This window comes from Flavobacterium sp. RHBU_3 (assembly GCF_046613565.1).
Taxonomy (GTDB): domain Bacteria; phylum Bacteroidota; class Bacteroidia; order Flavobacteriales; family Flavobacteriaceae; genus Flavobacterium.
Genome location: NZ_JBKJHC010000013.1, coordinates 95,400 through 118,435 on the forward strand (window position 1 = coordinate 95,400; position 23,036 = coordinate 118,435).

The following is a 23,036-nucleotide window of genomic DNA, read 5'->3' on the forward strand; positions in this document are numbered from 1 at the left end:
TGAGAAAAACTCAAAATATCTTTGTTATATTTGTGCCGCACAAAACAAAGCACGGCTAAATGAAAGAACTGTTACAAAAATTTGAAAATAAGCAACCTGAGATAGTTTTTAACTGGAAAGACAGTGAAACCGAAGCCGAAGGGTGGACGGTTATAAACTCATTGCGTGGTGGTGCAGCCGGTGGCGGTACCCGTATGCGAAAAGGCCTTGATATGAACGAGGTACTTTCGCTTGCTAAAACCATGGAAGTGAAGTTTACCGTATCGGGTCCGGCAATAGGCGGAGCTAAATCGGGTATTAACTTTGACCCTAACGATCCTCGTAAACAGGGTGTACTTAAACGTTGGTACAAGGCGGTTTCTCCATTGCTTAAAAGCTATTATGGTACCGGTGGCGACCTTAACGTAGATGAAATACACGAAGTGATTCCTTTTACCGAGGAGTGTGGTGTATGGCACCCGCAAGAAGGGGTTTTTACAGGACATTTTAAACCTACCGAAGCAGATAAGATAAACCGCATAGGCCAGCTGCGCCAGGGTGTGGTAAAAGTTATAGAAAATCCTGCTTTTTCACCTGATGTAAATCGTAAGTATACTGTGGCTGATATGATTACCGGTTATGGTGTTGCCGAAGCGGTAAATCATTACTATGACATTTATGGTGGAAGCATTGTAGGCAAAAAAGCTATAGTACAAGGGTTTGGAAACGTAGGTTCGGCGGCAGCATTTTACCTTGCTAAACTTGGTGCCAAAGTAGTAGGTATAATAGACCGCGATGGCGGACTTATTAATGAAAACGGTTTTACATTTGACGAAATACAGCAGCTTTTCCTTGATAAAGATGGTAATAAGCTTGTTGCTGAAAACATGATTCCGTTTGCTGAACTGAATGAAAAAGTTTGGAGTGTGGGCGCTGAGATATTTGCACCGTGTGCAGCATCAAGGCTTGTAACCGGAGAGCAGGTAGATGCTATGGTGGCTGCCGGTCTTGAGGTTATATCTTGTGGTGCTAATGTGCCGTTTGCTGATAAAGAAATCTTCTTTGGCCCTATAATGGAAGCTACCGATAAAAAAGTAAGCCTAATACCTGACTTTATATCTAACTGCGGTATGGCCAGGGTATTTGCTTATTTTATGGAAAGCAAAGTTTCTATGACTGATGAGGCAGTGTTTAAAGACGCGAGTGATATTATTAAAAACGCTATGCAATCAGTTTACGCAGAAAACACTGCAAAAACAGGTGTTAGCTTCACCGCGTTTGAAATTGCCCTTAGGCAGCTTGTATAACACATTATTTATATAAATTAGATGGGGCTTTAACAGCCCCATTTTTTATTAAACATGAATTATAAAGAAACCACCGAATGGATGTTCCGCCAGCTGCCTATGTATCAGCTACAGGGCGCATCGGCTTATAAAAAAGACCTTACAAACACGCTTTTGCTTGCAAATCATTTGGGCAACCCTGAACGTAGGCTAAAGGCAATTCATATTGCCGGCACTAACGGTAAAGGTAGTACGTCGAGCATGCTGGCCAGTATATTGCAGGAGGCCGGTTATAAGACGGGCTTGTACACATCGCCACATCTTAAGGATTTCAGGGAGCGGATAAAGATAAACGGACAGGATATAAGCGAAGCCTTTGTGGTAGATTTTGTTGCGCGGAATAAAGTCTTTTTTGAGCAGGAATCGCTTAGTTTTTTTGAAATGACCGTGGGGCTCGCGTTTGACTATTTTGTACAGGAAGGCGTAGATATAGCCATAATAGAAACCGGTATGGGCGGAAGGCTGGACAGTACGAATATAATAACCCCGTTACTTTCGGTTATAACAAATATCGGCATGGATCATACCCAGTTTCTAGGCGATACATTGCAAGCTATAGCAGGGGAGAAGGCCGGAATTATAAAGCCAGGTATCCCGGTGGTGATAGGGGAGTACACTGCTGAAACCCGCCCGGTATTTGAACAAAAAGCAGTAGAAACCGGTTCAGATATCTATTTTGCATTCGATAGAAACTGGCCTGAATATGATAGTGTACTGAAAGGTGACTACCAGAAGAAAAACAGGGCTACAGTGTTACAGTCAATAGATGTGCTGAAAGGTGTTTTGCAGGTAGATGAGGCGGATATACAAAGAGGCTTGCTTAATGTGGTTGCAAATACCGGCCTGCGCGGACGTTGGGAGCAAATTCACGAAAATCCTACAGTAATAGCTGATACTGCACATAACAGCCATGGACTAAAACCCGTGCTAGAACAGGTAATAGCGCAACCTTATAAAACGCTCCGTTTTGTGCTGGGTGTGGTAAACGATAAAAAGCTTGATGAAATTTTGCCTCTTTTTCCTAAAAATGCGATGTACTATTTCACTCGCCCGGACGTGCCAAGGGGACTTGACGCACAAATTTTAGCCGATGATGCAAAAAAATATGGACTGGAAGGAAAAATTTTTAGTGATGTAAATGTGGCTTATGAGGCTGCACTTCAGGATGCTGAAGCAGATGATTTTATTTATGTGGGAGGAAGCACCTTTGTTGTTGCCGAAATTTTATAGTCAAACGCTTGCAGAAACGAAAAACAGTGCTATCTTTGCACTCGCAATACGGAACTAATAACAGCTACGTAAAGCGATAGATTGGGGCGATTAGCTCAGCTGGTTCAGAGCACCTCGTTTACACCGAGGGGGTCGGGGGTTCGAACCCCTCATCGCCCACCATAAAGGACAAAGAAGTTTTTTTACTCTTTGTCCTTTTTTTATATTAGTATATTTGGTTGTTAATATATTAATTGGATAACTTCGTTAATTCTTGTGGTTCGAAGTGTGTAGAACTAAACTTATTCAATGTGAAAACTTTATTTTTGTTTTTTAGCGTTGTGTTGCTAACGCATAATATTTCAATAAAGGATTTTGATAATCAAGAGAAGAATGTTTCCCCGGTAGAATTTCTTAAAGAATTCTATATTGCCTATAATGCTGCTTGGTCTCAAGGTGGTGAGTCTTCAGTTTTGATAGGCAAATTAAAACAGTTACAAGCAAAATATTGTTCTAAAGAATTTCAGAAAGTTTTGAATAATAACTTTGAAGAGTCTGGCTTGGATTACGATATATTGATAAGTAATTATTATGCAAATAAAAATGAGATTAAAACTTTGAATATTACCTCTTTAAAAGGGAAGGGTAAATATTTGGTAAGTTATAAGGTTACTATAAATGATTTTGGAACCAAAAAGGTTGAAACAATCAAGATTAAGGTTACTTTAATCCAAGAGAATGGTAAACTTAAAATTAATGATGTTGAATAGTTGTGTGTTATCTTCTGGTTTTTTGTTTGCCCCGAACTGAAATAGCTTTACGAAATTGCCATAAATAATTTGTGGGTATTAACTTTCTCAATAACTTTGTATTGTGCAAAAATTATGTATCTACATACTCATCCTTGTGTTAAACTTTAATAATTGCCTTTTTGAGCAGTTGTTTAAGGTTCCGGTACTTATGGAGCATTATGCAGATCATCAGCAGCGAAATGATACGCTTACTTTTTCTGATTTCCTGGCCATGCACTATTGGGGGAAAGACATTAAGGATGCCGACGACGAAAAAGACAAGCAGCTGCCCTTTAAAAACATAGATCATCATATATCCCATTTGGTATTTATACCTAACCGTGTTTATACGTCAAATGTATATGTTGTGCCACCCACCACGCACATTACTATTAATTATACCGATACCTTAAGGCACAATCCTCATCTTGGGGCATTGTTCAGGCCTCCCATTGCATAATTCTTTTTCAGGATTTTAACGTCATACCGCACCGTAATGCTACGGTGTGCCGTATGGTTATATTTCATTCCAAAAAAGAACGTATGCTTAACAAAATAATTCAGTTTTCAGTTAAAAACAAACTGGCTATAGGCATCTTTACACTACTGTGGATAATCTACGGGGTGTATGAGGTTACCCGTTTGCCTATAGATGCCGTACCTGATATTACTAACAACCAGGTACAAATAATAACCACAGCGCCCTCCCTTGGCGCTGAAGACGTAGAGCGTCTTATTACCTTTCCTATAGAACAGGCTGTGAGTAACATACCACAGCTCAAGGAAAGCCGCAGTATATCGCGCTTTGGGTTATCAGTAGTAACCATAGTGTTTGATGATGCTACTGATGTGTACTGGGCGCGCCAACAGGTGGCCGAACGCCTGCAAAAAGTAGAAATAAACGAAAACGCTAATATGCCTGAAATGGCTCCGGTTACCACAGGCCTTGGCGAAATTTACCAATACATACTAAAACCGCAGCCGGGCTACGAGAAAAAGTATTCGCTGGAAGAACTGCGTACCCTGCAAGACTGGACGGTGCGCAGGCAACTGCTGGGTACTCCCGGTATAGCCGATGTGTCTACCTTTGGCGGTAAACTAAAACAGTATGAGGTAGCCGTTAACCCCGCCAGGCTTAAAGCACAAAACCTTACCATAAGCGATGTGTTTACCGCCCTGAGCCGCAGCAACCAGAATACAGGTGGCGCCTATATAGAAAAAGGCCCTACAGTATCGTACATACGCAGCGTGGGACTTGCTAAAAGCATAGCCGATGTAGAAAATATTGTTATTAAAACTACCCAGGCAGGTACCCCGGTTTTGGTAAAAAACGTTGCTGACGTAAAACTATCGTCGGCGCTGCGTTACGGTGCACTTACCACAGACGATATGGGTGAGGCTGTAGGCGGTATTGTAATGATGCTAAAAGGTGAAAATGCCAATAACGTTATTAAAGACGTTAAGGCCAAGATTACTGAAATTGAGAAAATTCTCCCGGAAGGGATTAAGATAGAGCCGTTCCTGGACAGGACAAAAATGGTAGACAACGCCATAGGTACGGTAGAGCACAACCTGCTCGAAGGAGCCATAATTGTGGTTATAGTGCTGGTGCTGTTTTTGGGTAACCTTCGTGCCGGTTTTATCGTAGCTTCGGTAATACCACTGGCCATGCTGTTTGCCATAATCATGATGAATACATTTGGTGTAAGCGGTAACCTTATGAGCCTGGGTGCACTTGATTTCGGGCTTATTGTAGATGGTGCCGTGATTATTGTGGAAGCCATTTTGCACCACCTCCATTCCTCCGAAAAATACAAAGGCATAAGCAGGCTTTCGCAAAACGAAATGAACGAGGAAGTATCGGGTTCAGCATCCCAAATGATGAATGCCGCAGTTTTCGGGCAAATCATCATCCTTATCGTATACCTGCCTATATTATCGCTTTCGGGCATTGAAGGGAAAATGTTTAAGCCTATGGCACAAACTGTGGCGTTTGCCATACTGGGTGCATTTATCCTTTCGCTTACGTATGTGCCTATGGTGAGCTCGCTTTTTGTGAGCAAGAAACTAACCCACAAGCCTAACCTGTCTGACCGTGTTATGGTAAAGTTAGAAGGATGGTATGAAGGTGCCCTGAGCAAAGCACTTAAAATAAGAAAAGGTATGGTAGCCATAGCCCTGGGGCTTTTTACCGTGGCGGTTTATCTGTTTATGCAAATGGGAGGGGAGTTCATTCCGCAGTTGGAAGAGGGCGACTTTGCTGTGGAAACCCGACTACTACTGGGTACTAATCTTTCTACAACTGCTGAAACGATCACCAAAATATCGGCGGAACTTAAAAAACAATACCCGGAAGTAAAAAAGGTGGTATCGCGTATTGGTAGCGCTGAAATTCCTACTGACCCAATGCCTATTGAAGGTGGTGATATGATTATTGTACTGAAAGACAAATCGGAATGGACAAGCGCGTCATCATTCCCGGAACTTGCCGAGAAAATGACCGAAACGGTACAAAGTGTAGCACCGGGTGTAAGTACCGGTTTTCAGTACCCGGTACAAATGCGCTTTAACGAGCTGATGACCGGAGCCAAGCAGGATGTGGTGTGTAAAATTTATGGTGAAGACCTTGATAAACTTGCTGCTTATTCTGAAAAGCTGGGTGCCATAAGCCGCACCGTTAAGGGTACTGCCGACCTTTATGTAGAAAAGGTTACGGGTATGCCTCAAATTGTTGTCGATTATAACTGGGCCGAAATGGCTAAGTACGGACTGTATGTACAAGATATAAACCGCACGGTAAATGCTGCCTTTGCAGGGGCTGTTGCCGGAAATATCTACGAAGGTGAAAAACGTTTTGACCTTGTGGTGCGGGTAGAGAACAACGGCAGGCGTGGTATAGACGACGTGCGTAATTTGCTTGTGGCTACACCATCCGGGGCGCAGATACCTTTGTATCAGGTGGCTTCGGTTAAAGAAATAGAAGGCCCGAACCAAATTCAGCGTGAGGATGCCAAGCGCAGGATCATTGTAGGCTTTAACGTACGCGGCCGCGATGTACAAAGTATAGTAACTGAATTACAGAAAAAGGTTAGCGCCGAAATTAAGTTTGACCCGGGGTATTACATAACCTACGGCGGAGCCTTCGAAAACCTGCAACAAGCCAAAAGCCGTTTGGGTATTGCCGTTCCGGTGGCGCTGCTTATGATATTCGCATTGCTGTATTTTGCTTTCAGGTCGTTTAAAGAGGGTACTATTATATTTACCGCCATACCCCTATCTGCTATTGGTGGCGTGTTTGCGCTCTTCCTGCGCGATATGCCGTTTAGTATTTCGGCTGGGGTAGGCTTTATAGCACTTTTTGGAGTTGCCGTACTAAACGGTATAGTACTTATCTCCGAATTTAACCGCATACAAAAACAAGGTGAAGTGTCAGACCCGCTGCAGATAATATTAACCGGTACTAAAAACAGGTTACGCCCGGTATTAATGACGGCTGCAGTGGCATCGCTTGGCTTTTTGCCTATGGCGCTGAGTAACGGTGCCGGTGCCGAGGTACAGCGTCCGTTAGCCACGGTAGTTATCGGCGGACTGGTTACGGCTACACTGCTTACGCTTTTTGTACTGCCTGCCATTTACCTGATGACCTACCACGTAAATACAAAAAAAATGAAAAAGAAGGATATAGCAGGTATAGCCACCGTAATACTGCTGCTACTGACTGTTAGCGGTGTAAACGCGCAGCAGACCGAAAAAATATCGTTGCAGAAATCAATAGATATTGCCCTGAAGCATAACAACCGTGTTAAGGCAGCACAATATAACGAACAGTCTAAAGGCTTTTTAAGCAAATCGGCTTACGATGTTCCTAAAACAGTTATTGATGCCGATTACGGACAGTTTAACAGCCGTATAAACGATACGCGCTTTGGCATTAGCCAAACCATTAATTTCCCTACGGTGTATACCCGCCAAAAGAAAGCGCTTACGGCATCGGCCGAGGCCTCTAAGGCTCAAACGCAACTTACCCAGCAGGAAATTAAGGCCAGTGTGCGCACGCTGTACTACGAACTGCAATGGCTAAACGGAAAAAAAGAACTCCTTAAATACGCCGACAGCATTTACCGCCTTATGGAAGAAAAATCGCAATTGCGCTTTAAGGTAGGTGAAACCAATGTGCTGGAGAAAACAGCGTCGCAGTCGGCGCGCCAGTACTACACAAACCAGCTTAATATGGTGCAACAGGATGTAACTATAGCCCTGCGTTCGTTTAATGCCGTGTTACAAGATAGTATTAATTACATTCCTCAGGAAGACAGTATAAAGATTCAGTCGGCTTCGTTGTCTGATACGCAGTCTGCCGAGGGATTACCTTTAAGCAGGCTATGGCAGCAGGAAACCGAAGCTGCAAAATGGCGCTGGAAAACAGAACGCGCCCGTATGCTTCCTGATTTAACTTTTGGCTATAACAACGTAAGCATAACCGGTTTTCAGACTACCGAGAGCGGACAGGATATTTATTACGACACTTCGCACCGTTTTAGTTATATCACTGCGGGTATCAGTATACCGTTGTTTTTTGGAAGCCAGTCTTCAAAGAATAAGGCCGCTAAAGCCGAATACCAGAACTATGAAGCACAAGCGTATGCTGTAAAAACAGAACTTTCGGCACAGCTTGCCAATGCCCAGAATGAAGTGGCTAAATACCGTGCCAGCCTGGCATATTATGAAACTGAGGGGAATATCAATGCACAAACCATAATTAATGCGGCTAACGACCAGCTGGGCAACGGTGATATTGATTACCTGCAATGGGTAATGGTAGTTAACCAGGCCATAACCATTAAAAACGAATACTTGGACACCGTAAACAGTTATAACAAGGCAGTAATAGCGCTGCAAACCCTTACAAACCTGTAAAATCATGAAAAAATATATAGTATTAGTAGCGGCTGTTGTGTTTATGGCTGCCTGCGGAAAAAAAGAGGAAACACAAACGGAAGCTGCTCCTGAGGCAACGGCATCAAATGTTATAAGCCTGTCGGCAGCACAGGTAAAAAATGCAGGAATAGAAACAGGCATCCCTACCGAAAAAGAACTGAGCGGTACCGTACAGCTACAGGGCGAAGTAACCGTGCCGCCACAAAGCCTGGTTAACGTAACGTTTCCGCTGGGTGGGTACATTAAAAAGACCAATGTGCTGCCGGGTATGCACGTACAAAAAGGACAAGTGCTGGCTGTAATAGAAGATATGCAGTACATTCAGTTGCAACAGGATTACCTTACGGCCAAAGAACAGCTTGCAGTAGCCGAGATGGAATACAACCGCCAAAAGGAACTGAATGCTAAAAAGGCGAGTAGCGATAAGCTGTTTGAACAAATTACCGCCGAACGCGAAACCCAGCGTATTGCCACGGCATCGTTAAAACAAAAGTTGGAGCTTATAGGGGTAAACGTAAGCAGGCTAAACGCTACTAACATAAGCAAGGCCATAAGCATACCGTCGCCGGTAAGCGGGCTGGTTTCGGCAGTGAATGTTAATGTGGGCAAATACGTTTCGCCTACCGAAATGCTTTTTGAGCTTACTGATATGAATGATGTGGTGCTTACCTTTAACGCGTTTGAAAAAGACGTTAAGTACCTGAAAACAGGCCAACAACTTGATGTGTACAGTAATGACAACCCGGACAAGAAATATTCGGCCAAGATTCATTTTATAAACCACAGTCTTAATGCCGACAGGGCTGCAACGGTAATTGCTAAGCTAAACCGTTATGACGCTGTATTTATACCGGGGCTGTTTGTAAATGCTGATATACATGTGCAAAACAAAAAACAACTGGCACTACCCGCTGATGCCATTGTAGACTGGCAGGGCAAGAGCTATGTTTTTGAAGATAAAGGCAACGGTAAGTATGCCATGCTTCCGGTTAAGGCAGGGATATCCCAGGATGGTTTTAAGCAGTTTGAAGGAGAAGGGGTAACCGCTTCATCCAGGCTTGTGGTTAAAAACGCCTACACGCTGCTTATGAAAGCCATGAACGAAGGAGAGGAAGAATAATAAAACCCATTCGTTATAAAACCAAAACGCCATTAGTAACTAATGGCGTTTTTTATTAAAAAGTATTCAAGGGGCAGTGCCAGCTTTTCCCATCAATTAGGCAAAGCACCTTATCTGTTTTTAATAACGGTTTTAAATGTTATGTTGTTTATGCACTATTTAAGCATCTTTTTTGTAAACAGGTAATCTGCGGTTTGGTACCAGGCTATAGCTTCCTCCAGGAACGATTGCTGCATAGGCAACGCTTTCAGGCTGTTGTCTTTTTTGTTCCAGCTGTAAAACGCCTGTTTCCTTTGGTCTGAAAGTATCATTACCTTGTCTTCTTTCATAAGGGTAAGCTTGCGGTAAGTACCCATTACCGAGCGTTGTTCAAATCCGTCTTCAAGTACGTTTTTACCGAAGAAATCCGATTCGTAACTCCAGTGCAGCAGCCCGAACAGGGTAGGGAATAAATCTATCTGAGAGCAAAGTTTACTCACCCTTTGGTTTTCCGCATCCGGCAGGTTTACTATAAAGGCAGGGATATGGTAGTTAGCCACATCAATTTCGTCTTTACCGGCACTGCTGGCACAATGGTCGGCTATAATTACAAATACCGTGTTTTTATACCAGGGTTTCGTTTTGGCTTTCGCAAATAGTTCCCTCAGGGCAAAATCAGTATACTTAACCGCACCGTTTCGGCCTGTGCCCGAAGGAATATCTATTTTTCCGGACGGGTAGCTGTACGGCCTGTGGTTAGAGGTAGTCATTACAAAGTTAAAGAAGGGTTGGCCAGTAGCATACTGCTTGTCAGCAACGCTCAGCATTTTGTTAAAGATATCCTCATCGCATATACCCCAGGCATTTTCAAAGGTTACTTCGTTATCTTCAATGTGGTTACGTACCGCCTGTATTTTGTCGCCCAGTACACTGCCATGGCCTCGGTCGTAAATATTAAAGCCGTTTCCGCCAAAGTAGGCATTCATGTTGTCAAAATAGCCATCACCCCCATAAAAGAAATTAGTATCGTAGCCTTTTGCCTTAAATACGCTGTTTACGGTATATAAATTAGCATTATCGGGGCGTTTTACAATACTTTGCCCCGGTGTGGGCGGTATGCACAGCGTTACTGCTTCCATGCCCCTTACGGTACGGTTTCCGGTGGCGTAAAGGTTGTCAAAGAAAACACTCTTTTGTGCCAGGCTGTCCAGGAACGGGGTAATTTTATCGGTATTGCCAAACTCCGTCATAAAACTGGCGCTAAGGCTTTCCACCAGTATAAATACCACGTTCTTCTTTTCGGCAGGCGGCACGCTGTCGGTTATAGTGCGGTGTATAGAATAGCCTTGATGTGTATATTCCGAATTTGGTTCAGCAAGCTTTTTACGAATTATTTCAAAAGCCTTGTCGTTTTCTATTTTGGTATAAAACTCATCATACTTCATCTGGTTGTTACGGAAGGCGGCAAAGAATGAGTAAATACCTGATTTTGATATTTCAGAATTATAACGGTTTGTACTCCATTCGGCCATACTGTTACTTACAAAAAAGCCATAGATAAACGCTACGGCCACAGTACCGCCTAAAACAGACAAACGTTGTTTTAAGGATGCCTTTTTTGTAAAGGAAGTAGTAAACGCCCCTGTTTTATAAAACACCAGCAAGATACCCGCACTTATGCACAGCACACCGCCTATAAGCAGGGGTAGCGGATACGACTGGTTTATGTTTGCTACTACCTCGTGGGTATAAATCAGGTAGTCTACCGCAATAAAGTTAAAGCGGGTTTTAAACTCGTCCCAAAAGGTGATTTCGGCAAAAAACGTAAATATTACAATGATTATGGTAAGTGTGGTAAAAAACCACACCAGCAATTTATCTGCACGGCTGCCTACAAACTTATTAGGCATAAGGGTGTAATAAACAATGGCAGGAATGCATACAAAAGACAGTGTGCCCAAATCGAAAAACAGTCCCGTAAGCAGGGTTTGTATTACATGTAAAACATTCCAGGATACCTCGTTAGACTGCCATATAAAGAATACTGCACGCAGTAAAAATGACAGTGTTAAAAACCATATTGCAAAATATACAAGGACAGAAAACCTGCCGGCTAACTGCAATTTCTTAAACATAAGATTACATTTTATTAGCGCAAGTTTCGAATCCAATTTTGAATTAAATTAGAATTTTCACCTATCGATTAAAACTTATAGTTGTAACCAAAGCGTATTACCTGTGTTTCATAGTAGTCTTTACTGGTGTAGCTAAACCCGTTTGCGTGTACTTCTTTCCGTATTACAAGGGTGTTAAAAAGGTCTGTGGCGTTAATGAAAAATTCGCCTTTACCTTTTTGCACCGTTTTTTTCAGGCCAATATCAGTAGAAAATCGGCCCAGGGTTTTGCCCTGCGGAATAATGTCGGGTGCAAGGTAGGCTGCCATAAGCTGACCCGATAGTGTGGGCGAAAAAGTAAACGTGTTGTTCCACTTTATGTTACCCGAGGTTATCTGCTGTTTGTCCACACTGTAGGCGGTAGACTGTGGGTACAATATGGTACCGCTAAAGGCATCAATAGTATTGTGGTACACGGTGGCGTTAAGGTTATAAGAATACCACGATACCGGTTTTTGTGTAAACATCAGCTCGGCGCCGGTCATGCTGCTGTTACCTGTATTTTGAAATACGTTATAAATAAAATTAGTATTATCAGGAACCGTAATGGCTATGCGGCTTATGGTACCTTCTACATGCTTGTAGTATGCCGACGCAAACAGGTAACCTTTTCCTATGTTGGCTTTATAGCCCAGTTCCACGGTATTGGTAAACTGGGGCCTCAGCCCCGGGTTTCCTACCTTTATAATCTCGGCATCGTCGTATTTAGGGAAAATACGTATGTCTACCTCATTAGGGCGGTCTACCCTGCGGTTATAAAAAATAGAGAGCTTATGGTTGTCGTTCAGCTTGTATGCTAACCTCATAGACGGAAACGGATTAAGGTAATGGTAGCCGTTTGTACTGTAAACCGGATGATTTGGGTCTACCTGGTATTTTAAGTCCAGGTATTCCATACGCACGCCGGCCTCGGCTTCTATACGGTCGTTTTCATATACATAATTGCCATACACAGCGGGTATCATTTCCTCGTAAGTAGCCCTGCCTCCTGCATTGGCATCGATTACCGAGTTTTGACCCGGGTAAAAGTGCATGTTTGTAGGGATAATGCGGTTGCGGAATTTAACGCCTGTTTCCAGCCTGCCCGCAGCCAGTGGTTTTATATAGTCTACGTTAATATCCAGCACGCTTTCATCGGATATAAGCTTAAAGGCATCGGTGCCCGAAGATTCGGGTAAAGTATTCGTAAAAAAGTACTTCTCGTTTTCGCGGTGAAACGTGTAGTGGGCTCCGGCATTTAAAACATGGCCTGCCTCGCCAAATTTATGCTGATAGGTAGCAGAGGCCATTGCAGTGGTTTTTAGTTCGTCTTCCAGGAACTGCCACAGGCGCAGGCGCTGCGAATAGTCGGCATTAAAAAAAGGCTCATCACCATGATCAAGAATCTTTTCGCTGCCAAAGAGCGCCGAAAAAGCCAGTGTGTTATTATCGTTATATTTCCAGTCAATACCTGCTTTCAGGTTTGTAAACTGAGTATCACGGTTACGTTTTGTTTGCTGGTTTATAATAGTGCCATCATCATACGTACGTGTTACAAACTCGTTTTTGTTAAGGGTTTCGGTATACAGGTAGTCGCCCTGAAAGTAAACGTTTATTTTTTCTTTACGATAGTTAAGCGATAACGAGGGGTTTATTTTTGGGGTGTTTTGGTATTGCGGCCTTATGGTAGGCAGGTTTTCCCTGCGTTGCCACAAAGCTCCCATACCGGTAGTAAGCCCCGCTTTACCGTTAAAGCCTTCTTCCTTATTTTTTTTAAGGATGATGTTTATAATACCGGCATTACCATTAGCGTCGTATTTAGCCGACGGGTTGTTTATTATTTCAATTTTTTCAATAGCCGATGCAGGCAGGTTATCCAGCCCCGACTGGCTGTTAAAGCCTGTAAGTGCGGTTTGTTTACCGTCTATAAGTATCATAACCTTGTCGTTTCCGCGCAGTAGTACTTTGCCGTCCTGGGTGGTTACCCCGGGCAGGTTTTGCATGGCTTGCAGTACAGAGCCTCCGGTTTGTGCTATGTTATCGGCCAGGGTAAATGTTTTCTTGTCCATTTTACTGCTTACAGCATCCTGTTGTGCATTAACCACTACTTCCTGTAGCTGTTTTGCATCCGTTTGCAGCAGTATAGTACCCGCATCCAGGTAATCTGAAAGCGTACCCACAAACAGCTCTTTTTGTGTTGTAGTGTACCCGAGTGACGAAACTTCTAGCACATATTTTCCGGGCGACGTTGTTAGTGAAAAGTGTCCCTGTTCATTTGTTATGGTGTCTGCGGCTGTGGTGCCGTCTACCTTTTTTAAAACGGCATTGGCATAAGGCAGGGGAGTACCCGTGTTTTCTTTTACAGTTCCGCTTAGTGTTATCGTTTTTACCTGAGCAGTTGCCTTTGTGTAGCAGAATAATAATAACAGTGTTGTAATGCAGTAAGCAATTTTTCTCTTCATGGCCGATTCGTTCAATAATGGTGCGAAGTTGCGGCCTGATTTAGAAATAAATCTGAATTAAAGGAAAGTAACCGTAAAATAATGAAGGTTGTCCTGAAAATGGTAGGAGATATCCCAGTTATTCAGTTCGGCTATTTTTTTTATGATGGCAAGCCCCAGGCCATTTCCTTTTGAGGAAGGATTTTCTTTAGAGAAACGGTTAAACAACCTGTCGGGATTTAAGGCTGTATTTGTTCCCGTGTTGAAAAAGGTAACCGAATTAGTACATGTTTCAATAACAATTTTACCGTCCTGTACATTGTGCCGTATGGCATTCATATACAGGTTGTTTATAAGCACCTCTGCCAGTACGGGATTTGTATTAGTAAGCAGTTGTTCTTTAATATTCAGCTGAAACTTCAGGTTTTTAGGCTCGCCCTGTTCTTTAAAAAAGTCGATATGCTTTTCTATCAGCGCATTCATATCCACCGGCTGTTTTTGCAGGTAGGTGTCGTTGTCTATCTTAGACAGCAGTAGCAGGTTTTTATTCAGGCGGTTCAGTCGCGATATATCATTGTTAAGCGAGTCTATAATGCCCGAAGCTTCATCGGGCAGGTTTTCAGACTGGGCAAGCATGTCTACCTTGGTTTGAAAAAGTGCCAGGGGTGTTTGCAGTTCGTGTGCTGCATTTTCTACAAACTCGCGTTGGCTTTTATAAATGGCGGTGTTTTTTTCTATAAGTTTTTCAATGCTTTTGTTCAGGGAATCAAACTCCGCAATGTCGGTTACTGCAAAATTAGGTTCGCGGTTTTTGTCAATCTCAAAGTTTTGTATTTTTTGCAGGGTATCATAAAAAGGCTGCCATATTTTGGCGGCAGACTCTCTTGATATGTATATAATTCCGGCAAGTAATATTACTATAATGCATAAAAACATCATGGCTATGCTTACTACCATGCCTTCCATTTCTACAAGGTTGCTTTTTTCTATATAGGTAAATTTTTTCCCCTGTATTATTACAGGGGCATACAGTATCCGGAAGGGTTCCATTTCCTGCGATGCAGCCTCAAACAACGATTTTCCTATAATAGAATCTTTTGTAATCCCCATATCGGGTACTATTTCCACATCAGGGTTGTATTTATTCCAAGCCAGGATATCGGTTTCAGTAAATTTATCCCGGTTTTCCCTTAAAAAGTCTTCTTTATGAAAAATAAGCACCTCATCGGTTTCATACACATACAGCCACTGGCTTATAAAATAAAACGCCGGAGCCGATGCCAGTAATATCAGCACGGCATAAATCAGGAAACTCCGGGTGGTTTTATTTAATAGCTTTGTTTTATTCATCCTGCCATTTGTACCCCAGGCCGTATACGGTTTTTATATAATCGCCGGCACCGGCTGAGGTAAGTTTCTTTTTAAGGTTTTTTATATGGGCATACACAAAATCGTGGTTGTCCAGCATATCGGCCATATCGCCGCTCAGGTGTTCGGCTATGGCACTTTTGCTTAGTACTTTGTTTTGGTTGCCTATAAGATACAGCAGCAAATCTATCTCTTTTTTGGTTATGTCCAGCCTTGCGTTGTTTACCTTAACGCTTTTGCCCAGTACATCCACCTCAATTTCGTTAAAAGAAATCACATTACTGCCGTTAAAGTTTTTTCGTCGTATAATGGCCTGCATGCGTACCAAAAGCTCGGAAAGGTGAAACGGCTTTGTAAGATAATCGTCGGCTCCCAGCGTAAAGCCCTCTATGCGGGTTTCCAAGGTTTCCTTGGCCGAAATAACTATAACGCCTTCGGTTTTGTTAAGCCTTTTTATTTCTTTCAGTATATCAAAACCATCGCCGTCGGGCAGCATTAAATCCAAAAGGATACAATCGTACTCATACAGGCCTATCTTATCAATGGCATCTCGTTTGGTCGATGCAATTTCGCACTGTACGCCGTTTGGCCTGAAGTAGTCTTTAATACTTTGGCTTATGGCAGCTTCATCTTCTATAATCAGTACTTTCATACCCGCAAGTTAGCAAATAGATTTTGAAGGAAATCTGAATATGGAAATTAGGAGTGTTCTAAAAAAAAGCAGCCATTATATAGTGGCTGCTTTAAAAATTATCTCTTCAATGCAAAGTGGGCTTTAAATACCCTTTGTGTATTGCCCTCGGTAAATTCTACCCTAAACCAGTAATCATCTGCGGGTAGTGCCTGTCCGTTATATGTGCCATCCCAACCTTCGCTTTCTGAGGCACCTGTAGCGCTGATTTGTTTAATCAGCTTGCCGTAACGGTCAAATATAAAAATGCGGGCTGTAGGGTCTATGTTTTCAAGGCCTGATATGTTCCAGTAGTCGTTAAAGCCATCGCCGTTAGGGGTAAAGAAGCGAGGGTAATCTATAACACTTACATTGCTTATCTGTAGCATCTCACAAGGATTTGGCGTAAGCACATCCCTAACGTAAATATCGAAATAACCAGCCGTTACATTAGTAAATACATTAGAGTTTTGCCATGGGCCCAGCGGTGCTTCGCCTTGCGGTACAATGCAGTACTGGTATTCGCCATAACCCTGTACCAATACCGTTACGGTTTGTTCATCGCCAAAGGCATTGCTTACCACATACCCTCCCGAAGCCATAGGGCTGGCAGGGCCGCTTTGTATTACCTCAAATACCGCCGAAGCATTGGATACGCATCCTTGCCCGTTGCTGGTAGCCACTACAGTATACTGACCCGGAACAGTAGCTACAAAGGTATTTTCAGACGGATTTACCGTAACATCTATACCATCCCTGTACCAGGTAAAGTTGTAGTTGCTTGGATCAATATTAGCATCGGTAGCAGTAAGCACAAGGCTGTTGCTTATAATAGCACCTGTGTTATAATCTACGCAAATAGTATGGCTGCCATCTGGGCTTACAATAACCGGTTCTGCAAGCAGCTCTACATTAATGCTGAAGCTGGTTACATCGCGGCATGGGCTAAAGGTGTTAAGGTTAGTAACCACTGCATATACAGTTTGCGGATTTGAAGCATTGGTATACGCCGAAGGATTAGCTATATAATACGCTGAAGCGGTATCGCCTGCCCAGGCAGCGGCTTCATCGGTATAATAATGTACGCTGTAACCCGCAGGACTTTGGCTTCCCAGTATGGTCGCCGTTTGTACGGTAAGATCGAAAGTATAGAAGCCATCGTTGCTGCCGTCGTAGTCGCATTCTGTTATATCAGGGGCATTGTTTGCAATAGCAGCCCTTTCTGCATACAGATCAAGTGGTTGCAAAAGGTAGCAGCCTGTTACATTGTTTTTTACATACACAAGAATCTGCTGATGCCCGGCAGTAACGTTAGTATAAGCGTTTGGCAAAGCAGTACCGACATTGTACGCGGCCTGGTTAAGGTAGAACCTTATGGTGTAATTTACAGCTGTTTCTCCCGCTGCGGTAAGCAGGTCGGTAATATGCCCGATGAGGTTAAAGCTTTCGTAGCCCGTAGTGTTCAGGTTGCAAATAGCATACAAAGGTATTTGCCCTGTTGCATTAAGTACCTGCGGAATCGGGTTTACTGTTAGCGGCAGTTGTACCACCTGTGCGCATACCGGGTCACCCGGTTCTGAGCCTGTCATGGTTACCCGTACCCAAACCGAGTCTGACCACGGTGTTGTATTAGCGTAAGCTGTAGGGGCGGCTATATATTCGGAAGCGATGGTATCACCTGCCCACGCAGCAGCCTGGGTAGTGTAGTAGCTTAATTGCAGGTTAGCGCCACCGTCTGTAATATCTGCTGTGGCAAGGGTTAGGTTAAAGGTTTCAATACCGTTTCCGCTGAGGTCGCTGTCGTCACAAAGCACCAGTGCATCGGGCGTTGTATCAGGAGTTGGTAACGGCAGTACCCTTATGGTAAGGAAGGTATAGCTTTTACAACCTTCGGGTGTGGTTACGCGCACATACAGTGTTTGCGGATTGGCTATGTTAGTGTACGAATCTGGAGTTGCTATCGGCAGGTTATTTGCCATGTTCTGCGCACTCTCAAAATACTCTACCATATTGCTTTCTCCTATCCCGAACGGGGTGAGTATTTCATCGTTTTTCACCGTAAGGTTAAAGACGGCGGTATTGTCGTTAGGAAGTGCATCGTTACACAAAGTAAACATGGTTGGGGTAGCCAGTGCCTGTGGTTCGTTTACATTCAGGGTAAACGAACTTACCTGGTAGCAACCGCTTACTACATCCATTATCCTTACCCAAATCACTTTTCCGTCTGTACCTGCATAAGCCTGTGGTACTACAATGCGTGGTGTACCTGCTTCGGCATTGGCCTGGCTGGAAAAATAGTGTATGGTAAGTGTACCTGCCGGGGCATTCAGTTGCGAATAGATAACCGCATCTTGCACCGTAAGGTTAAAGGTATAGGTAAGGTCGTGGTTGTTGTTATCAACGTCATCGCAGGCGGTAAGGTCGTCCAGCGCTACAGGGAGTGCAATCGGCGCCGGAGACACTACCAGCGTAATAGCCATTGGTGTCGATTTACAGCCCGTTAGGGTATTAGTGGCTACAGCATATATTACCTGGGTGTAAGGCACTATGTTTTGGTAATTACCGGTATTGCTTATGGCATTTGCGCCATTTTGGGCATCGGTAAGGGTGTAGTAGAAGGCTACGTTAAGGTTTACACCGTTGTTAATCATGGTGTCGGTAAGGGCAAGCAGGTCGAAGTTGCCAAAGCCCGAACCGTTGGTGTCACATACCGTAAGTTCGTCTGTGGTAGGCTGGGTAAGCTGCGGAAGCGGCTCCACCCTTATATCCAGTAGTACAATGCGGTAGCAGCCGGTTTCATTGTCTTCCACCTTAACAAAAATGGCCTCCACTGTTGCCTGGTTCTGGTAGGCGGCAGGATTGGTTATACCATTAGTACCCGTCTGGGCATCAGTAAAGGTGTGGTAATAGCTTACGGTTAGCCCTAACGTACCGCCTGTAATTTCGGGAATAACACTTGTTAAGTCGAAAATCTCGCGTTCATCGCCCGGATTGTCAGTGTCACAAAGGCTGTAGGGCAGGGGCTGGTTAACCACCGGCAGCGGATTTACCACAAGGTGTAGCGCTACCACATCATAACAGCCGGTAGTGTTGTTAGTAGCCCTTATATAAATAGTACCGCTCGCTGAAGCATAAGCCGTAGGGGCTGCTATAGCCGGAGTACCCAGTGCCGCCGAAGCTGTATCCTGGTGGTATGTTACGGTATACTGGGCAGGGTTCAGGGTGCCCAATACGGTATCGTGGTAGGTATCGAGGTTGAATATTGCTATGCCATCGGTATCGTTAGCGCCGTTGTCGCACATTTGATAATCGGTAAGCGGGTCTGTAGCTACAGGCCTTGGATGTACTATAAGCTGTAACGGCACCACGTCAAAACAGGTTGTGTTACCTGAAGATACCCTTATGTACACTGTTTGTATACCGCCCGAAGTAAGCGCTTCTACATTAGTATAAGCACTCGGATTGGCTATAGGGTTAACTCCCGCCTGGAAACTGGCATCCTCATACGATTCGTGTACGGTAACAGTAACACCGCCGCCCATTTGGCTTACTATCCATTGCATAGAAGGCAGCAGGTTAAAGGTGGCTACGTTGTCGTTGTTATCATCGCATACCTCTAAAGGAGCGGGCTGGGGAGCTATAGGTGCCGGCTCTACCTGTAGTGTAACGGGAGCTATGGCAGTACAGCCTGTTGTGGTATTTACTGCCCGGGCGTAAATAACCGCACTACCCGTAAGGTAAGGGTTAGCCGTAATATTGTTTGCTGCACCTGCAAGCGCATCGGCCTGGCTGGTGTAGTAGGTTACGGTATATTGTTGTCCGCCCAATATTACCGGGGTAATTTCATCAAGGTTAAACAAGCCCTGCCCGGGAGTTTCTTCGCAGGCATAAAAAACAGGGTTGGTCATATTTACCTGCGGTAGCGGATTTACAATAAGGGTAAAGCTTGCGGTATCAAAACAACCGTATTGTGTGGTTACACGTACCCATATCGTCTGGCTCCAGGGCGTAGTGTTTTGGTAGGCAGCAGGATTGCTTATAGCGCCTGTTCCTGCCACTGCATTTGCCTGGTTGGTATAATAGGTTACGGTATCGGTGCTGTTAGTGGTAACTTCAGTGTTTTTTGTAGTAAGGTTAAATGCTTCTGTGCCGTTTCCTGCCGGAGCCGTGTTGTCGCACAGTACATAGTTTGTTATGGCAGGAATTACTGGTTTAGGATAGACCACCAGCGGTATTTGCCCCACCGAATAACAATCGGTAGTAGTACCTGTGGCAACCACTCTTATCCATGCCGAACCGGTAGTGCTGGTATACGCAGCAGGGTTTATCTGCCCTGCCGTACCACCATTTACCGCCTGTGTTAGTGTAGCGTAGTAGGTAAATGTATAGCCTGTGGCACCGCCCACGCTTTCGGGGCCTGCCGGGGTAAGGTTAAAAGTAGCGGTATTGCCGTTTACAGCGCAGGCTCCTATAGAGGTTATGCTGCTTAATGAAGGGCTTGAAAGTGCCTGTAGTGCAAAAGAAACTACAGTGAAGCATCCGGTAGTGTTGTCGGCTACCCGGGCATATATTGTGGTGCTTGCTGTTTCATAAATGTTTGGCAATGTATTAGTGTTTCCGGCTATTGCATCGTTTTGAGACAGATAGTAGGTTACCGTATAATTAGCATTGTTATTAGCCACTTCAGCTGTTTTGGTAGTAAGGTCAAATGAGGCCTGTCCATTCCCGTTGTCGCAAAGCTGGTAGGGACTTACGGCGGTATTGGCTGCCGGAAGCGGGTTTACCGTAAGCACAAACGAACCGGTACCATAACAGCCAAAATCGCTTTCTACCCTTACGTAAATCGTTTGTGGCGATGTTGTGTTTTGGTACAATGCCGGATTTGCAATAGCATTATTACCGCTGTTTGCATCGGCCTGGCTGGTGTAGTAAGTAACGGTTAAAGAGGCGTCGCCACCATTAGCCTCGGTAGTTTTTGTGGTAAGGTTAAAGGTGGTTACGTTACCTGTAGTTTGCGGGTCGTCGCACAGTGTGTACGGAGTTATAGCCGCTACCACCGGGTTAGGGTGTACCGTAAGCGGAATTTCGCCTACTGCATAGCAGGTGTTTCCAGTTGTGATTACACGCACCCAGGCCGCCCCTGTGCCGGAAGAATAAGCTGATGGGGTTGCTATCTGGCCCTCTGCATAACCATTAATAGCTGTGGCCTGGGTCGTATAATACGTAAATGTATAACCTGCCGCACCGTTTACGCTTTCGGGACCCGAAGCCGTAAGATTGAATGTGGCGGTGTTGTTGTTTTCTTCACATGCCTCTAAAGCAGTGATGGGGCTTAGCACAGGATTTGGCAATACCTGTAACCCAAAGCTCACTATGGTACTACAGCCCGAAGCAGCATCGGTAACAAGGGCATAAATCGTAGTGCTTGTCGTAGTGTAATTGTCGGGCAGGGTATTGGCATTGGCAGCCAGGGCATCGTTTTGAGATGCGTAGTACGCTACCGTATATCCGGTATTGTTGTTAGTTATTTCGGCGGTTTTAGAAGATAGCATAAATGTAGCCTGTCCTGCGCCTTCATCGCACAATGCATAGGTAGTGGCGGCGGTATTTGCCTCAGGCAGCGGATTTACAGTTATGGCAATGTTTTGCCCTAACACTACCACACAGTTTGGCGCTGTGGCGGCAGTCATGTCTGTAAACGTTACCGAAGTGCTTGCCGTAAGCCCGGTAAGCGTCAGGGTGTAGTTACCCTGATTGTCCAGGGTTATAGTTTGTGTATTAGTTGAGTTAGATCCGGTGTAGTATTGTACAGTGGCATTCGGTTCGCCTGTAAGGTTCAGGGTAACATCATTGCCACTACAAATGGCAGCCGGCGTATTTACGCTAAATGGTTGCAGCGTACTTACCTGTACGGTAGCTGTGCCATTTAAAGCCTGGTCGCACACCACACTACCGTCTGACGTAACGATGTGGGCATTTTGCAGCGCAAAAGTACTGGTTTGAGTAAGCGCCTGGCTTAGGGAGTAGGTACCGGAGCCGTTTAGGGTAATGCTTTGTGTTGTACCATTGTTTACAGCGTAATACACAACAGCATTTGGCGTACCCGAAAAGGTAACGGTGGCCGATTGCCCGGGGCATAGCTGGGAAGGTGATGCCGATACCGTAGCATTTGGTAGTGGGTACACTGCCAGTGTAAACTCGGATAGGTTATAGCACCCGGAAGTGTTATTGGTAACCTTGGCGTAGATTTGCTGCGGGTTTTCAGTATTTGAAATAATATCGTTTAGTGGAGAAACACTGTCTATCGCATTTTGAAGCGTAGTGTAAAAATTAACGGTATTGTTTGTGGTGTCGGCATTAATCTGCGGACGCAGTGCATCCAGGTTGAATATACCCATGTTTGGCGTATTGCTACAGGTACGTACTTCACCCAGCTCATTTACCGAAGGCGGCTCGGGGAAAGCCCCGGCGTCATTAGTTGCGGTACCTGTCCATTGCAGGCTAAAACCACCATCGCCTACAGGGCGGTCTATGGCTATATAGTACGACTGCCCTGCGGTAACATTCAGCCACCTTACGTAGCCGTTACCGTTTGCTCCCGGTCCCGACTGTGTTACAAGGGTACTACCATACATGCCCGTAGCATTGCTGCTAAGCCCTGCCAAAGCGGGGTTGGTGGTACAGCAACGGATAGGGGAGCCCAGGCTGCCGCATTGTGCATTAGCAGCGTATACCCAAAAATCGTAGTCTACACTAATGTCCGGGTCATCCGGAATAAGGTTAAAACCCAGCGTGCCGCTTTGTACTATGTTTACATGCAGCCACAGGGAATTGTGCTCAGAGCCGCCACAGCCTGAAACTTCCTGTATGTTTCCTATACCTGTAGCATTTGACACAAAGGTGCCATTGCCACAAACCGTTATGGCATTCACACAATCATTTGGAAGATTCTGACCAAACCCCATTAATCCCAACATCTGGAAAAATCCAAAAACGATGAACTTCTTCACTTTTAACAATATTTTTTTTAAAAACACAAATA

General features: G+C 44.4%; 11 protein-coding genes and 1 tRNA gene. 7 read left to right on the forward strand and 5 right to left on the reverse strand.

What is annotated here, in order from left to right; translation table 11 throughout:
• Window positions 1–59: 59 nt before the first annotated feature.
• The 7 genes from ACLI1A_RS16930 to ACLI1A_RS16960 all read left to right on the forward strand — a co-directional run bounded on the left by ACLI1A_RS16930 (window position 60) and on the right by ACLI1A_RS16960 (window position 9,383).
• Window positions 60–1,286: a Glu/Leu/Phe/Val dehydrogenase dimerization domain-containing protein gene (locus tag ACLI1A_RS16930; protein ID WP_411409869.1), complete on the forward strand. Its 1,227-nt coding sequence runs from the start codon at window positions 60–62 to the stop codon at window positions 1,284–1,286.
• Window positions 1,287–1,340: 54 nt separating this feature from the next.
• Window positions 1,341–2,555, forward strand: a complete 1,215-nt coding sequence (locus ACLI1A_RS16935; RefSeq protein ID WP_411409870.1) for a bifunctional folylpolyglutamate synthase/dihydrofolate synthase — start codon at window positions 1,341–1,343, stop codon at window positions 2,553–2,555.
• Between the two features lie 84 nt (window positions 2,556–2,639).
• Window positions 2,640–2,717: transfer RNA gene (locus ACLI1A_RS16940), tRNA-Val, on the forward strand.
• 128 nt (window positions 2,718–2,845) lie between these two features.
• Window positions 2,846–3,304: a hypothetical protein gene (locus ACLI1A_RS16945; protein ID WP_411409871.1), complete on the forward strand. Its 459-nt coding sequence runs from the start codon at window positions 2,846–2,848 to the stop codon at window positions 3,302–3,304.
• A gap of 103 nt (window positions 3,305–3,407) precedes the next feature.
• Window positions 3,408–3,785 carry a hypothetical protein gene (locus ACLI1A_RS16950; RefSeq protein WP_411409872.1) on the forward strand — a complete coding sequence of 126 codons (378 nt, stop codon included), beginning with the start codon at window positions 3,408–3,410 and terminating at the stop codon, window positions 3,783–3,785.
• 83 nt (window positions 3,786–3,868) lie between these two features.
• Window positions 3,869–8,242, forward strand: a complete 4,374-nt coding sequence (locus tag ACLI1A_RS16955) for a CusA/CzcA family heavy metal efflux RND transporter (protein WP_411409873.1) — start codon at window positions 3,869–3,871, stop codon at window positions 8,240–8,242.
• Between the two features lie 4 nt (window positions 8,243–8,246).
• Window positions 8,247–9,383: an efflux RND transporter periplasmic adaptor subunit gene (locus ACLI1A_RS16960; RefSeq protein ID WP_411409874.1), complete on the forward strand. Its 1,137-nt coding sequence runs from the start codon at window positions 8,247–8,249 to the stop codon at window positions 9,381–9,383.
• Between the two features lie 155 nt (window positions 9,384–9,538).
• Here the strand turns inward: ACLI1A_RS16960 and ACLI1A_RS16965 are convergent, their stop codons facing one another.
• The 5 genes from ACLI1A_RS16965 to ACLI1A_RS16985 form a co-directional block, all read right to left on the reverse strand.
• On the reverse strand, window positions 9,539–11,497 hold the full coding sequence (locus tag ACLI1A_RS16965) for an LTA synthase family protein (protein WP_411409875.1): 1,959 nt from the start codon (window positions 11,495–11,497) through the stop codon (window positions 9,539–9,541).
• Window positions 11,498–11,565: 68 nt separating this feature from the next.
• Window positions 11,566–13,977: a TonB-dependent receptor domain-containing protein gene (locus tag ACLI1A_RS16970; RefSeq protein ID WP_411409876.1), complete on the reverse strand. Its 2,412-nt coding sequence runs from the start codon at window positions 13,975–13,977 to the stop codon at window positions 11,566–11,568.
• A gap of 57 nt (window positions 13,978–14,034) precedes the next feature.
• Entirely contained in the window at window positions 14,035–15,306 is a 1,272-nt protein-coding gene (locus tag ACLI1A_RS16975; RefSeq protein WP_411409877.1) for a sensor histidine kinase, read from the reverse strand.
• The gene (locus tag ACLI1A_RS16980; protein ID WP_411409878.1) at window positions 15,299–15,976 is read right to left on the reverse strand and encodes a response regulator transcription factor; all 678 of its coding nucleotides are present in this window, start codon (window positions 15,974–15,976) and stop codon (window positions 15,299–15,301) included. The genes ACLI1A_RS16975 and ACLI1A_RS16980 overlap by 8 nt, the downstream gene beginning before the upstream one ends.
• A 98-nt stretch (window positions 15,977–16,074) precedes the next feature.
• Complete coding sequence (locus ACLI1A_RS16985; protein ID WP_411409879.1) at window positions 16,075–23,004, reverse strand: T9SS type B sorting domain-containing protein; 6,930 nt, start codon at window positions 23,002–23,004, stop codon at window positions 16,075–16,077.
• Window positions 23,005–23,036: the final 32 nt, after the last annotated feature.

Bases quoted from the DNA above. Each gene is read 5' to 3' on its own strand.
- ACLI1A_RS16980 (WP_411409878.1), bottom strand. From the start codon at position 15,976: ATGAAAGTACTGATTATAGAAGATGAAGCTGCCATAAGCCAAAGTATT.
- ACLI1A_RS16960 (WP_411409874.1), top strand. From the start codon at position 8,247: ATGAAAAAATATATAGTATTAGTAGCGGCTGTTGTGTTTATGGCTGCC.
- ACLI1A_RS16965 (WP_411409875.1), bottom strand. From the start codon at position 11,497: ATGTTTAAGAAATTGCAGTTAGCCGGCAGGTTTTCTGTCCTTGTATAT.
- ACLI1A_RS16975 (WP_411409877.1), bottom strand. From the start codon at position 15,306: ATGAATAAAACAAAGCTATTAAATAAAACCACCCGGAGTTTCCTGATT.
- ACLI1A_RS16930 (WP_411409869.1), top strand. From the start codon at position 60: ATGAAAGAACTGTTACAAAAATTTGAAAATAAGCAACCTGAGATAGTT.
- ACLI1A_RS16935 (WP_411409870.1), top strand. From the start codon at position 1,341: ATGAATTATAAAGAAACCACCGAATGGATGTTCCGCCAGCTGCCTATG.
- ACLI1A_RS16955 (WP_411409873.1), top strand. From the start codon at position 3,869: ATGCTTAACAAAATAATTCAGTTTTCAGTTAAAAACAAACTGGCTATA.
- ACLI1A_RS16970 (WP_411409876.1), bottom strand. From the start codon at position 13,977: ATGAAGAGAAAAATTGCTTACTGCATTACAACACTGTTATTATTATTC.